Genomic DNA, 12415 nt, shown 5'->3' on the forward strand with positions numbered 1-12415 from the left:
GAACTCCTTGTAATTGAAAGTAAGAGTCACTTCGTGGTGACACGTTCAATCATAGAGTGTAATGAGCGCTTATCAAGGCGATATTGGGTAGGAAACTTCCAGTAATTTCGTCGGATCGATCTTGGGTATGAACAAGTTTTGTCAGTTGAATGCTGAATAGTGAAAGGCGCAGGGAAACGTCCTGCAAGTCCGTAGGATCGCAAGTGTAGGAAGTTTGAACGGAATTCAATAACAGATAATAAAACGGGGAGCCCTCTGGCTCCCCGTCAAACCGGTGTCATCAGCTGTTTGGCAGCAACCGGCAGGTGATGCTCTTGATGTAGCGGGTTTCGGCGATGGCCGGGTGGACCGGGTGGTCCGGGCCCTGACCGCCGCGCTCAAGCATCTGGATGTTGCGGTCCAGGTGGCGGGCGCTGGTCAGCAGGATGTTCTGCAGATCGTCTTCCGGCAGGTGCATCGAGCACGACGCGCTGACCAGGATGCCGTCCTTGCTGAGCAGGCGCATGGCTTGCTCGTTCAGGCGGCGGTAGGCGCCTTCACCGTTCTTCATGTCTTTCTTGCGCTTGATGAAGGCGGGTGGATCGGCAACGATCACGTCGAAGCGTTCTTCGCTGGCTTTCAGCTCTTTCAGGGCTTCGAACACGTCGCCTTCGATGCAGGTCATTTTTTCGGCGAAACCGTTCAGCGCGGCGTTGCGCTCGACGCCGTCGAGGGCGAAGGCCGACGCGTCGACGCAGAACACTTCACTGGCGCCGAACGCGGCCGCTTGCACACCCCAGCCGCCGATGTAGCTGTACAGGTCCAGTACGCGTTTGCCTTTGGCATAAGGAGCCAGGCGTGCGCGGTTCATGCGGTGGTCGTAGAACCAGCCGGTTTTCTGGCCCTGGATGACCGGTGCTTCGAACTTCACGCCGTTTTCTTCCAGCGCGACCCACTCCGGCACCAGGCCGAACACGGTTTCGACATAACGGTTAAGGCCTTCGGCGTCACGGGCAGCGGAGTCATTCTTGAACAGAATGCCGCTTGGCTTGAGCACTTGGGTCAGCGCCGCGATCACGTCTTCTTTATGGGCTTCCATGGTCGCCGAAGCGATCTGCACCACCAGGATGTCGCCGAAGCGGTCGACCACCAGGCCTGGCAGCAAATCGGAGTCGCCGTAGACCAGGCGATAGAACGGCTTGTCGAACAGGCGATCACGCAGGGACAGGGCAACGTTCAGGCGATGGACCAGTAGCGACTTGTCCAGCGGCAACTTGATGTCGCGCGACAGCAGACGGGCGCAGATCAGGTTGTTCGGGCTCATGGCCACGATGCCCAGCGTCTTGCCGCCGGCGGCTTCGAGGATCGCCTGGTCGCCGGCTTGAAAACCGTGCAAAGGGGTCGCCGCTACATCGATTTCGTTGCTATAGACCCACAAGTGGCCGTTTCGCAGGCGACGGTCGGCGTTGGCTTTGAGGCGCAGGCTAGGCAGGGACATGACGTCGCTCCGGAAAAAAGAGCGGGAGTATAGCGTGTTGAGGCTTGCGGCGGGCCGGGCGGGCGATGAAACGCTGATGGACTCCTCGCGGGCAAGCCTCGCTCCTGCTGGATCGTGTGAATCTGCAGGCGCAAGGCTTGCCCGCGAAAGCGATTTCGATGGCTATGCAGAAATGAAACATTTCGCCAATGTGTCGGCCGGTGTGTCGGATCCAACTTTATAAAGGTTAGAATCGCCCCCTGGCCCAGAGTGTGTACTTATGTCCCAAGAGCTGACTTCCGAACAGATTCAACAGTCCCTGCAAGGCATCAGTGTGCCTGCCCAGCCGCAAATCATGGTGGATTTGCAGATGGAGCAGTACATGCCCGACCCGGACCTGGAAGTGATCGCGAAGCTGATCTCCCAGGACCCAGGGCTCTCTGGTGCCTTGCTGAAGATCGTCAACTCGCCGTATTACGGCTTGAGCAACAAGATCGCCTCGATCCAGCGTGCGGTGAACCTGCTGGGCAGCCGTTCGATCATCAACCTGATCAACGCGCAGTCGATCAAGGGCGAGATGAACGACGACACCATCGTCACCCTGAACCGGTTCTGGGATACGGCTCAGGACGTGGCGATGACCTGTCTGACGCTGGCCAAGCGCATCGGCGCCCAGGCCGGTGACGAAGCGTACGCGTTGGGTCTGTTCCACGACTGCGGCGTGCCGCTGATGCTGCAACGGTTCCCCAACTACATGACCGTTCTGGAAGAGGCCTACGCCAACGCCAGTGCCGAATGCCGGGTGGTCGACACCGAGAACCGGGTGTTCAACACCAACCACGCGGTGGTCGGTTATTACACGGCCAAGTCCTGGCGCCTGCCGGAGCATGTGACCGCCGCGATCGCCAATCACCACAACGCCTTGGCGATCTTCAGCGACGAATCTTCGCGCAACGCTCAGCTCAAGAACCTGCTGGCGATCCTGAAGATGGCCGAGCACATTTGTGCGTCCTACCGGGTGCTGGGTAATCAGACCGAAGACCACGAATGGAACAGCATCGGGCATCTGGTGCTCGATTATGTCGGCCTCTCGGACTACGACTTCGAGACCCTCAAGCAAACGATTCGTGACCTCGGCGCCCACCGCTGAACATCGGCTGCTGCATTTATTCGAGCGCCCTGATTCGAGAACACCATGCCTGAACTGCCGGAAGTCGAAACCACCCGCCGCGGGATTGCGCCGCACCTGGAAGGCCAGCGCGTCAGCCGGGTGATCGTGCGTGACCGCCGATTGCGCTGGCCGATTCCTGAAGACCTCGATGTGCGCCTGTCCGGCCAGCGCATCGTGCTGGTGGAGCGCCGCGCCAAGTACCTGCTGATCAATGCTGAAGTGGGCACGCTGATCAGTCACTTGGGTATGTCGGGCAACCTGCGATTGGTTGAAGTCGGTATGCCGGCGGCGAAGCATGAGCATGTGGACATCGAACTCGAGTCCGGCCTGGCCCTGCGCTATACCGACCCACGCCGGTTTGGTGCGATGCTCTGGAGTCTCGATCCGCTCAACCACGAACTGTTGATTCGCCTGGGGCCGGAGCCGTTGACCGACCTGTTTGATGGCGATCGCTTGTTTCAGCAGTCCCGCGGACGATCCATGGCGGTCAAGCCGTTCATCATGGATAACGCGGTGGTGGTCGGCGTCGGCAACATCTACGCGACCGAAGCCCTGTTCGCCGCCGGCATCGACCCGCGTCGCGAGGCCAAGAGCATTTCCCGGGCGCGCTATTTGAAGCTGGCGATCGAGATCAAACGCATTCTGGCCGCGGCCATTGAGCGGGGCGGTACGACGCTGCGGGACTTTATCGGCGGCGACGGTCAGCCGGGGTATTTCCAGCAGGAATTGTTTGTCTACGGCCGGGGCAGTGAGCCCTGCAAAGTCTGTGGCACTGAACTGCGCGAAGTGAAACTGGGGCAGCGCGCCAGCGTCTTTTGCCCACGCTGCCAGAGCTGATACGTGCGACGGTCTATAGTCAGTGTTCTCACTGCCTAGCCGAAGGACCGCGCCATGAATTCGTTTCGAACCCTTGTTGTTGCGCTGCTGCTGAGCGTCGGTGCGCCCGCGCTGGCGGCTAGCAGCGGCAGCGGTGATCCGCGTTACACCATCCAGAATCCCCCGGCCTACGCCATGCTCGGTGACTTGCTGATCGCCAGACCGTTGCTGGTGGTGGCGACGGTGATCGGTGCCGGGGCGTTTGTGGTGTCGTTGCCGTTCACGGCCTTGGGCGGCGGCATCGGCGATGCGGGACAGGCGCTGGTGGTTGATCCGGCGAAAGCCGCATTTGTGCGGTGCCTGGGGTGTATCGGGGAGGGGTTTGAGCAGCGGGAGTGAATCAGTTACATGTTCGGTGTACCTGATGGCTTCATCGCGAGCAGGCTCACTCCCACAGTTGATTTGTGTTGTGAATCAAATGATGTGAGCACCACAAACCCACTGTGGGAGCGAGCCTGCTCGCGATGAGGCCGGCACAGGCACTACAAAAATGCCTGCCTCAAGCCTTCCCGGTAATAATCCGATACTTCGCCATCAACTGCTCTTCAGTCTCCGGATGCGCTTCATCCAGCGGAATGCAATCCACCGGGCACACTTGCTGGCACTGAGGTTCGTCGTAGTGGCCGACGCACTGCGTGCACAGGTTCGGGTCGATCACGTAGATCTCTTCGCCTTGGGAAATAGCGGCGTTCGGGCACTCGGGTTCGCAGACGTCGCAGTTGATGCAATCGTCGGTGATGATCAGGGACATGCTAACTCCAGCCAGGGCGGACGGCCCGGGCGCAATAAACCAATGCGCGCAATTGTGCCGCATTGGCGCCCGCAGTGCACGCGGGCGCCGCTTGAGCGGTCGTTACTTCTTGAAGCGTTCGGTGAGGGCATCCGCCACCGCAGGGTGGACGAACTTGGTGATATCGCCGCCCAACGCTGCGATTTCACGGACCAGCGTCGAGGAAATGAACGAATAACGCTCGGACGGTGTGAGAAACAGACTTTCCACATCCGGCGCCAGTTGGCGGTTCATGTTAGCCAGCTGGAACTCGTATTCGAAGTCCGACACCGCGCGCAAACCACGCAGGAACACATTGGCGTTCTTCTCTTTGGCGAAATGCGCCAACAGCGTCGAGAAGCCGACGACTTCAACGTTGGGCAGATGTTTAGTGACCTCGCGGGCCAGCTCCACACGTTGTTCCAGGGGAAACAACGGGTTTTTCTTCGGGCTGGCAGCGACGGCGATGATCACATGATCGAACAGGCGCGCGGCGCGTTCGACCAAGTCGCCATGGCCCTTGGTAATAGGGTCGAAGGTACCTGGGTACAACACTCGGTTCATCGCGTCGTCCTGGCGGGAGTCCGTTGGGGAGTCGGATGGTATCGCAGCCTTCCCGGTCGGCCAAGTCGCCTGTTGGGTAAGAAAGCACTATAGACGATTGGAATATTCTCCGTTTTCATGGGTTTTTCAAACGTTCGGCCAGAGAAGTCGCCAGTTGCGCCGTCAATCCGTAGACCGACAATTGCGGGTTTGCGCCAATGCTGGTGGGGAACAGCGAACCATCGTGGATCGACAGATTGCTGATCTGGTGATGCCGGCCAAGGCTGTCGGTCACGGCGTTTTTCGGATCTTCACCCATGGCACAACCGCCCATCACATGAGCGCTGCCCAGGCGGGTGCGATACAACTCAAGGCTCAAACCGTCGATCAACGTGCGCGCTTCGGCCAGGGTTTTCACGTAGCGCGCGTCGGCGTGCATCGGCATGACCGCGTTGGCGCCGCCGGCGAACTGGATCTCGGCCATGCTGTGAAAGGCCCGGCGCAAGCCGTCCCAGGCGTAGGGTGAAACTTGATAGTCGAGCACCGGCGTGTTGTCGCCGCGCAATTCGACACTGCCGCCGGGGCTGTCCGGGTGGAAACCATCGCGCAACAGCGCCAGCATCGCGTGGGTGTGGGGCAGATTTTCCATGTGCCCGGCGTTTTCCTTGCCAAAACCGCCGAGCAGGGTGGAGGCCAGCGCCGGGTGCAGTGGCGGCACCTCCAGTTTGTAGGACATCTTGCCGGTGGTGCCGTCCTGCCATTGGAAGTGGTCGGAATAGATCGACTGCGGCGCACCGTAGAACGGGTTGATCACCTCATCGAACAGCCCGGCGGACATGTTCACCAGGTGCAGGAATGTGCGTTTGCCCAGCCGCTGGTGCGGATCGGGCGCCTCCGAGCGCAGGAGCAGCGCCGGGCTGTTGATCCCGCCGCCCGCCAGCACGTAATGCCGCGCCTTGACCGTGATCGTACGTCCGGTAGGTGCGACGCAACGGTCGTCCATCGCCACACATTGCAGGCCCGTGACCTTGCCGTCCTTGATCGAGAGCGTTTCGGCGCGGGCCAGATACAGCAGCTCGCCGCCTTTTTCCAGGGTCGCGGGGATGGTCGTGACCATCATCGACTGCTTGGCGTTGGTCGGGCAGCCCATGCCGCAATAGCCAAGGTTCCAGCACCCGCGCACGTTGCGCGGGATCACATGCCAGGTGTAGCCGAGCTGCTCACAGCCTTTGCGGATCACGTCGTTGTTGGCGTTGGGCGGCACCATCCAGGGCGCAACGCCCAGGCGCTGTTCCATTTTCTCGAACCAAGGCGCCATCTCGGCCGGGCTGTGGCCTTTGACGTTGTGTTCCCTGGCCCAATGCTCAAGCGTCGGGTCGGGCGTGCGAAAGCTCGATGTCCAGTTGATCAGCGTGGTGCCGCCCACCGCGCGGCCCTGGAGGATGGTGATCGCGCCGTCCTTGCTCATGCGGCCGATGCCTTCCTGATAGAGGCTGGTGTAGGCCTGGTCTTCGAGCATCTTGAAGTCGCTGCTGGTCTTGAGCGGGCCTTCTTCGATCAGCAACACCTTGTAGCCGGCGGCGCTGAGAATTTCCGCGGTGGTCCCGCCGCCCGCGCCGCTGCCGATGATTGCCACGTCCGCGTCCAGGGTCAGGTCCTGGGTCAGTTGCGAGCCGTTGTAGGTTTTCCAGCCACGGGCCATGCCTTCGCGGAACGGGTCGGGTACGGGCATCTTCGGGTTCTCTAGTTGTTATGGTTTTGGATGCAGTGGTGTTCATGAGGATGCCTTCGCGGGCAAGCCTCGCTCCTACAGAACCGCGTAAGCCGTTGTAGGAGCGAGGCTTGCCCGCGAAGGGGTCGACCCAGTCTTAAACGGCAGGCGGCCCCGGATACCCGCAATGTACCCACGATTCCGCGCGGCTGTACCACGCCATCATCACCAGTTGCAGCAACGAGCTGTGCCCCATGCGCAACAGGTTCAACGAGCTGTTTTCCCAGCGATCGAGAAAGTGCCGGATCTCATCGGCACTGGCGTTTTCCCAGCTGCCCCAGATCCCGGTCAGCGGCCCGCGGGTCACCGCCATCCCCAGCACGTCGAACAATTGCCGAGTGAGCTTGAGCATTTCCGGCGACAGGTGATTCAGGCCGTTATCCAGGGTTTTCAGGGTGCCATCGACGGCGGCCGGCATTTTTTCGGCGGCCACGGCGCCTTCGAGCATTACCGGGACCAATGCCCGCAGAAACAACAGATCGCCGCTGCGCAGGGTCGCGAAACCGTTAGCCGGGATGCTCGATGAGCAGCCGCTGAGGCTCGCGCCCAATCCGGCCGTGGCCAGGAAAGCACTCGCGCCGAGGCTGAATTTAAGCAGGCCGCGCCGCGACAGCGCGGGTGTATCGGACAGGCTTGGGCTCATTATTGTTATTACCCGAGGGTGCGATTGTTAGCGGATAAACAGCTTCTGAATCAGTTTCTGAATGGATTTTCCATAAGGCGGGTAAATCAGCTTCGCCGCGTTGAAGCGCTGCTTGATCAGTACGCCTTTGGCCTTGCTGAAGGTCAGGAAACCTTCGTGGCCGTGGTAATGGCCCATGCCCGAGGCGCCGATACCACCGAACGGCATATCGTCCTGCGCCACGTGCAGCAAGGTGTCGTTGAGGCAAACACCGCCGGAATGGGTTTCGTGGAGTACACGATTTTGTTCGTGCTTGTCGTAGCCGAAGTAATACAGCGCCAGCGGACGAGGTCGTTGATTGATGTAGGCAAACGCCTGATCAAGCGTCTTGTACGGCACGATCGGCAGCAGCGGGCCGAAGATTTCATCCTGCATCACGGTCATGTCGTCGCTGACGTTGAGCAGCACGCTATGACCCATGCGCCGGCCCTGGCCCTGATCAAACAGCGGAATCAGCAGCGCGCCCTTGCTGGTGGCGTCGCTGACGTAGTTATTGAGTCGCGCCAGTTGCCGGTCATTGATGATTGCCGTGTAGTCCGGGTTGTCGGCCAGTGTCGGATAAAACCCGCGAACCGCGTGGCGATAGGCTTCGACGAAAGCGCCGATACGATCTTCCGGCACCAGCACGTAGTCCGGGGCCACGCAGGTTTGCCCGGCATTGAGCGTCTTGCCGAACGCGATGCGTTCGGCGGCGTCCTTGAGCGGCACGTCGAGGGACACAATGGCCGGGGACTTGCCACCCAGCTCAAGGGTCACCGGCGTCAGGTTCTCGGCTGCCGCGCGCATCACGTGCTTGCCGATGCTGGTGGCGCCGGTAAACAGCAGGTGATCGAAACGCAGTCGGGAGAACGCGACACCGATATCGGCTTCGCCCAGCACCACGCAGACCAGGTCTTGCGGGAAGATCCGGCCCAGCAGTTCCTTGAGCAGCAAGCCGGTGGCGGGGGTCGACTCACTGAGTTTGAGCATCACCCGATTGCCCGCCGACAACGCACCCACCAGCGGCCCGATAGCCAGATAAAGCGGGTAGTTCCACGGCACGATCACGCCGACCACGCCCAGCGGCTGGTAAACCACTTTCGCCGAAGCCGGCTGAAACGCGATACCGACCTTGCGCCGCGAGGCCTTCATCCAGCCTTTGAGGTGCTGACTGGCGTAGTGAATGCCGTGCAGGCTCGGCATCAGTTCGGCGAGCAGGGTTTCATCGGCGCTGCGGTGGCTGAAATCCTGGCTGATCGCATCGATCAAGGACTGGCGTTCGTTGCTCAGCAGATCACGCAGGGCTTTGAGCCATTGCTGGCGCTGGGCGGCCGGTGGCATCGGGTTGGCCGCATACGCCGCACGCTGCGCATCGAACAGGGCCTGAAGCTCGTCCAGCGGCTGTTGCAGGTTCTGCAGATAAGCGATGTCGGCGGTCATGATCGGCTCCGGTTTTTGTTGTAATGAGGCACTTTTTAGAGTCTAAGCTCTATAAAGTCAAATGGCATCCTGGCGCAGCATTGTTTTATCCACTCGCCGATAGGTCGTAAGATGCCTGCCAACGCACTCTGAATTAAAGCTCAAGCCATGGCCCCTCGGATCAAAACCAGCGAGCGCATCGTGCAGAACAGCCTGGAGCTGTTTAATCAACAGGGCGAGCGCAGCATCAGCACCAACCACATTGCTGCCCACATGGAGATTTCTCCGGGCAACCTGTACTACCACTTCCCCAACAAGCAGGCGATCATCGCCGTGCTGTTCAGTGAGTACGAAAGCCTGGTGGACAGCTTCCTGCGCCCGCCCCAGGGCCGAGCGTCCACGGTGGAAGACAAACGCTTCTACCTTCAGGAACTGCTGGCGGCGATGTGGCGCTATCGGTTTTTGCATCGCGATCTTGAGCATTTGCTAGACAGCGATCCCGAACTGGCTGCCCGTTATCGGCGTTTCTCCCAGCGCTGCCTGATCCATGGCACCCACATCTACGCCGCCTTCGTCGACGCCGGCATCCTCAAAATGGATAAAGTCCAGATCGAATCCCTGACGCTCAATGCCTGGATTATCCTGACGTCCTGGGTGCGTTTTCTGTGCACCACGCGGGAAAACTCCAATCACTTGAGTGAGCAGGCGATTAAACGTGGGGTGTATCAGGTGCTGGTGCTTGAGGCCGGTTTCGTCACGGAACAGTCTCGCGACGCGGTCAACGCGCTGTACGAAGAGTTTTACGTGCCACTGGCCCAGGCGCTGGAAGAAGTGCAGTAGGATTCAAGACCGACTTAATCACAGGAGCCCGTTATGCCCATTGCGCAACTGATCAGCCCGCAAGCGTTGGACCTGAAAAAGGATGCACCTGGGCTGGTGATTCTGGATTGTCGTTTTGCCCTCGAAGACCCGGATTACGGCCAGCGTAGTTATGCCGAAGGGCATATCGCCGGGTCGAGTTTTGCCGATCTTGAGCGTGATTTGAGCGGGACAGTGGTCAAGGGTGTGACCGGGCGCCATCCGTTGCCTGAACCTGAAGAGTTGATCGAGCGTCTGCAAGCCTGGGGCATCAACGCCGACAGCGAAGTGGTTTTGTACGATGACGGCCCCGGTGCCTACGCGGCGCGGGCCTGGTGGTTGCTGGTCTGGCTGGGCAAGCGTGACGGCGTGTTTATTCTCGATGGCGGGCTCAAGGCCTGGCACGCCGCCGGGTTGCCGCTGAGCCTGGATGCGTGCGACACCCCGCGCGGCACCTTTACCGGGACGCCGGACGACGCGCTGATCTTGAGCGCCGAACAGCTTCAAAAACGTCTCGGCCAACCCGCGCTGACCTTGCTTGATGCTCGCGCCTTGCCGCGTTTCAAGGGCGAAGTCGAACCGATCGACCCGGTTGCCGGGCACATCCCCGGTGCGCAATGCGCAGCCTTCACCGAGAACCTGGGCAGTGACGGACGTTTCCTGCCGGCCGATCAGCTCAAGCAGCGCTTTGCCGCGAAACTCGGCGATCGTGCGCCGACCGATCTGGTGGCGTATTGCGGATCCGGCGTGACGGCGTGCCATAACCTGTTCGCGCTGTGCCTGGCGGGTTATCCGTTGGGCTCGTTGTATGCCGGGTCGTGGAGCGAGTGGATCAACGATCCTGCGCACGGCATCGCCATCGGCGAATAAACGCTGCTCTCCTGTAGGAGCGAGCCTGCTCGCGATGGTGGCGGGTCAGTCAACATCAGTGCTGACTGACCCGCCGCCATCGCGAGCAGGCTCGCTCCCACTTTTGGACCTGTGTCGAGCTCAACTTCCTGATAATTGCCGGGCGCTGCGATACGCCCCCGGCCCAACCCCGTAAACCTGCTTGAACTGCCGACTCAGATGACTCTGGTCGGCAAACCCCAATTGCATCGCGACTTCCAGCGGCAAACATCCGTTCTGTAACAGCGCCCTTGCCTGCGCGATGCGTTGCTGCATCAGCCAGGTATGCGGCGGCATGCCCGTGGCGCGGCGAAAGACCCGGGCGAAGTGGAACGGTGAAAGGTTGACCAGTGCCGCCAGTTCTTCCAGCGAAGGCGGCGCCGCCAATTGTGCATGCAGCACATCCTTGGCCAGCGTGACTGCCCGGTGCTCCTTGCCGGGTTTGCCGGCGATCGGCACGGCGGCGTGACGTTGTAGTAGCAACAGCATCATCTCGCGCCAGACCATTTGCTGTTGCAAGGCGGTGGACGGACTTTCCAGCAAGCGATGCAGTTGGCAGAACCCCTTCACCAGATCCGGGTCGCGATACAACGTCGCGCCAAACCCCGGCAGGTTGTTGGTCGGCAGCTCCAGTTCGTCCAGCAGCGAGAGAATCTGCCCGCTGTCTGGATAAAACGCCCGGTACAACCAGCCATCCTCCGTCCCTTTGTGGCCGGTGTGCAGTTCATCAGGATTGATCAACACCAGCGTGCCGCTGCCGGCCAGGTGTTCGGCGCCGCGATAGCGGTAGCGCTGGGCGCCGGCCATGATCATGCCGATCACATAACCGTCATGCACGTGGGGCGCGAAGCGATGTTCGATGTAGCGCGCGGACAATAACTCGACGCCGGCCAATGGCGCCGTTTGCCAGAATCGGATCGACTCGCCTTGGTCGGCATCCATGGCTTACCCGCGACCCACGGCGCTCAGCCACTGCGGAATGCGGCGTTCCAGGTAATAACCTGGCTGGCGGAACGAGCCATCGACAAAACCGACATGCCCGCCCTTGGCTTGCAACTCGAATTGAGTGGAGGCGGACAGCTCCATCGCCTGCGGCAGGCTATGGGGGAACACGAAGGGGTCGTCGGCCGCCTGAATGATCAGGGTCGGTGTGCGAATTTCTCCAAGGAAATACCGGCTCGAAGCGCGGCGATAGTAATCCTCGGCATCGACGAAACCGTTCAGCGGCGCCGTGACCCGGCCGTCGAAATCCCAGAAGGTGCGCATGTTCTCCAGCGAGCCCAGTGCCGCCAACGCCGCCAGTCCATCCTCGCGCCCGTCATGTTGAAACTGGCGCTGCTTGTTTTTGATGTAGGCCACCATCTCGCGCATGAAATGCGCCTGATAGACCTTCGAGAAACCTTGCCCGATGCGATCAGCGCATTGATCGAGACGAAACGGTACCGACACTGCCACCGCGCCTGACACGCCGCTGTCACTGCCAGTCTCGCCCAAATGCTTGAGCAAGACATTGCCGCCCAGGGAATAGCCGACCGCATACAGCGGTGCGAGAGGGCGCTTGGCCCGCAGGTGCCTGATGGCTTCGGCCAGGTCTTCACTGGCGCCGGAATGGTAGCTGCGTGGCAACAGATTCGGCTCGCCGGAGCATCCGCGCCAGTTCAACGCGACGCTGGCCCAACCCTGGGCAGCGAACGCCTTTTGCACACCGGCCACGTAGGGCGAATTCGAAGAGCCGGTCAGCCCGTGCAGCACCAGCACCAGCGGCGCATCGGCAGTGTGCGGGCCGTGCCAGTCCATATCGAGAAAGTCGCCATCCTCAAGCCACAAGCGTTCGCGCTCGCGTTCGATGTGCGTGGTTTTGCGCCACAGCGGTCCCCACAAGGTTTGCAGGTGCGGGTTGCCGAGGCCGAAGGCGGGGGTGAAGCGTTCTGACGGAAAGGACACGATTGCTCTCGATGCAGCGGTGCGCAACCGGTGCGCACCTTTTTCAGGCCGGTCGGTTA

Annotated in this window: 14 protein-coding genes; 6 read left to right on the forward strand and 8 right to left on the reverse strand. The window is 60.8% G+C overall.

The features are described 5' to 3' along the window. Positions 1-280 precede the first annotated feature (280 nt). A complete protein-coding gene (locus BLU63_RS12080; protein ID WP_003195152.1) occupies positions 281-1477 on the reverse strand; it encodes a class I SAM-dependent rRNA methyltransferase in 1197 nt (398 codons plus the stop codon). On the opposite strand from BLU63_RS12080, the gene BLU63_RS32735 reads away from it, so the two are divergent. The 4 genes from BLU63_RS32735 to BLU63_RS12095 all read left to right on the forward strand — a co-directional run bounded on the left by BLU63_RS32735 (position 1476) and on the right by BLU63_RS12095 (position 3842). Continuing rightward, positions 1476-1700 (forward strand): hypothetical protein, encoded by a 225-nt coding sequence (locus tag BLU63_RS32735; protein WP_144443429.1) that lies wholly within the window; start codon positions 1476-1478, stop codon positions 1698-1700. The two genes, BLU63_RS12080 and BLU63_RS32735, sit on opposite strands and share 2 nt — an antisense overlap. 90 nt (positions 1701-1790) lie before the next feature. Further along, on the forward strand, positions 1791-2606 hold the full coding sequence (locus tag BLU63_RS12085; protein ID WP_169857237.1) for an HDOD domain-containing protein: 816 nt from the start codon (positions 1791-1793) through the stop codon (positions 2604-2606). A gap of 45 nt (positions 2607-2651) precedes the next feature. Then, complete coding sequence (gene mutM, locus BLU63_RS12090; RefSeq protein WP_010466788.1) at positions 2652-3464, forward strand: bifunctional DNA-formamidopyrimidine glycosylase/DNA-(apurinic or apyrimidinic site) lyase; 813 nt, start codon at positions 2652-2654, stop codon at positions 3462-3464. 54 nt (positions 3465-3518) lie between these two features. Next, a complete protein-coding gene (locus BLU63_RS12095) occupies positions 3519-3842 on the forward strand; it encodes a multidrug transporter (protein WP_010466790.1) in 324 nt (107 codons plus the stop codon). A 160-nt stretch (positions 3843-4002) separates the two neighbouring features. Here the strand turns inward: BLU63_RS12095 and BLU63_RS12100 are convergent, their stop codons facing one another. The 5 genes from BLU63_RS12100 to BLU63_RS12120 form a co-directional block, all read right to left on the reverse strand. Then, positions 4003-4254, reverse strand: coding sequence for a YfhL family 4Fe-4S dicluster ferredoxin (locus tag BLU63_RS12100; RefSeq protein WP_010466792.1), 252 nt, complete (start codon positions 4252-4254; stop codon positions 4003-4005). Between the two features lie 102 nt (positions 4255-4356). After that, positions 4357-4836: a pantetheine-phosphate adenylyltransferase gene (gene coaD / locus BLU63_RS12105; RefSeq protein ID WP_007945531.1), complete on the reverse strand. Its 480-nt coding sequence runs from the start codon at positions 4834-4836 to the stop codon at positions 4357-4359. A gap of 115 nt (positions 4837-4951) precedes the next feature. Next, positions 4952-6547: a GMC family oxidoreductase gene (locus tag BLU63_RS12110; RefSeq protein WP_077747214.1), complete on the reverse strand. Its 1596-nt coding sequence runs from the start codon at positions 6545-6547 to the stop codon at positions 4952-4954. Between the two features lie 136 nt (positions 6548-6683). Further along, positions 6684-7229 (reverse strand): twin-arginine translocation pathway signal protein, encoded by a 546-nt coding sequence (locus BLU63_RS12115; RefSeq protein ID WP_083375534.1) that lies wholly within the window; start codon positions 7227-7229, stop codon positions 6684-6686. A 27-nt stretch (positions 7230-7256) separates the two neighbouring features. Further along, the gene (locus BLU63_RS12120) at positions 7257-8687 is read right to left on the reverse strand and encodes a coniferyl aldehyde dehydrogenase (protein ID WP_083375535.1); all 1431 of its coding nucleotides are present in this window, start codon (positions 8685-8687) and stop codon (positions 7257-7259) included. A 147-nt stretch (positions 8688-8834) separates the two neighbouring features. On the opposite strand from BLU63_RS12120, the gene BLU63_RS12125 reads away from it, so the two are divergent. Beyond that, on the forward strand, positions 8835-9506 hold the full coding sequence (locus BLU63_RS12125) for a TetR/AcrR family transcriptional regulator (RefSeq protein WP_010466800.1): 672 nt from the start codon (positions 8835-8837) through the stop codon (positions 9504-9506). 33 nt (positions 9507-9539) lie between these two features. Next, positions 9540-10394: a sulfurtransferase gene (locus BLU63_RS12130; RefSeq protein WP_083375536.1), complete on the forward strand. Its 855-nt coding sequence runs from the start codon at positions 9540-9542 to the stop codon at positions 10392-10394. A gap of 120 nt (positions 10395-10514) precedes the next feature. Here BLU63_RS12130 and BLU63_RS12135 read toward each other — a convergent pair whose 3' ends face one another. Both BLU63_RS12135 and BLU63_RS12140 read right to left on the reverse strand, forming a co-directional pair. After that, the gene (locus BLU63_RS12135; protein WP_077747217.1) at positions 10515-11354 is read right to left on the reverse strand and encodes an AraC family transcriptional regulator; all 840 of its coding nucleotides are present in this window, start codon (positions 11352-11354) and stop codon (positions 10515-10517) included. 3 nt (positions 11355-11357) lie between these two features. Next, complete coding sequence (locus tag BLU63_RS12140) at positions 11358-12356, reverse strand: hydrolase (RefSeq protein WP_077747218.1); 999 nt, start codon at positions 12354-12356, stop codon at positions 11358-11360. Positions 12357-12415: the final 59 nt, after the last annotated feature.

This window comes from Pseudomonas mandelii, assembly GCF_900106065.1.
Lineage (GTDB): Bacteria > Pseudomonadota > Gammaproteobacteria > Pseudomonadales > Pseudomonadaceae > Aquipseudomonas > Aquipseudomonas mandelii.

What these genes read in the sequence shown, in the direction of transcription:
- BLU63_RS12080 (WP_003195152.1), bottom strand. Translation starts at nt 1,477, where the DNA reads ATGTCCCTGCCTAGCCTGCGCCTCAAAGCCAACGCCGACCGTCGCCTG.
- BLU63_RS12125 (WP_010466800.1), top strand. Translation starts at nt 8,835, where the DNA reads ATGGCCCCTCGGATCAAAACCAGCGAGCGCATCGTGCAGAACAGCCTG.
- BLU63_RS32735 (WP_144443429.1), top strand. Translation starts at nt 1,476, where the DNA reads ATGACGTCGCTCCGGAAAAAAGAGCGGGAGTATAGCGTGTTGAGGCTT.
- BLU63_RS12120 (WP_083375535.1), bottom strand. Translation starts at nt 8,687, where the DNA reads ATGACCGCCGACATCGCTTATCTGCAGAACCTGCAACAGCCGCTGGAC.
- coaD (WP_007945531.1), bottom strand. Translation starts at nt 4,836, where the DNA reads ATGAACCGAGTGTTGTACCCAGGTACCTTCGACCCTATTACCAAGGGC.
- BLU63_RS12095 (WP_010466790.1), top strand. Translation starts at nt 3,519, where the DNA reads ATGAATTCGTTTCGAACCCTTGTTGTTGCGCTGCTGCTGAGCGTCGGT.
- BLU63_RS12110 (WP_077747214.1), bottom strand. Translation starts at nt 6,547, where the DNA reads ATGCCCGTACCCGACCCGTTCCGCGAAGGCATGGCCCGTGGCTGGAAA.
- BLU63_RS12130 (WP_083375536.1), top strand. Translation starts at nt 9,540, where the DNA reads ATGCCCATTGCGCAACTGATCAGCCCGCAAGCGTTGGACCTGAAAAAG.
- BLU63_RS12100 (WP_010466792.1), bottom strand. Translation starts at nt 4,254, where the DNA reads ATGTCCCTGATCATCACCGACGATTGCATCAACTGCGACGTCTGCGAA.
- mutM (WP_010466788.1), top strand. Translation starts at nt 2,652, where the DNA reads ATGCCTGAACTGCCGGAAGTCGAAACCACCCGCCGCGGGATTGCGCCG.
- BLU63_RS12135 (WP_077747217.1), bottom strand. Translation starts at nt 11,354, where the DNA reads ATGGATGCCGACCAAGGCGAGTCGATCCGATTCTGGCAAACGGCGCCA.
- BLU63_RS12115 (WP_083375534.1), bottom strand. Translation starts at nt 7,229, where the DNA reads ATGAGCCCAAGCCTGTCCGATACACCCGCGCTGTCGCGGCGCGGCCTG.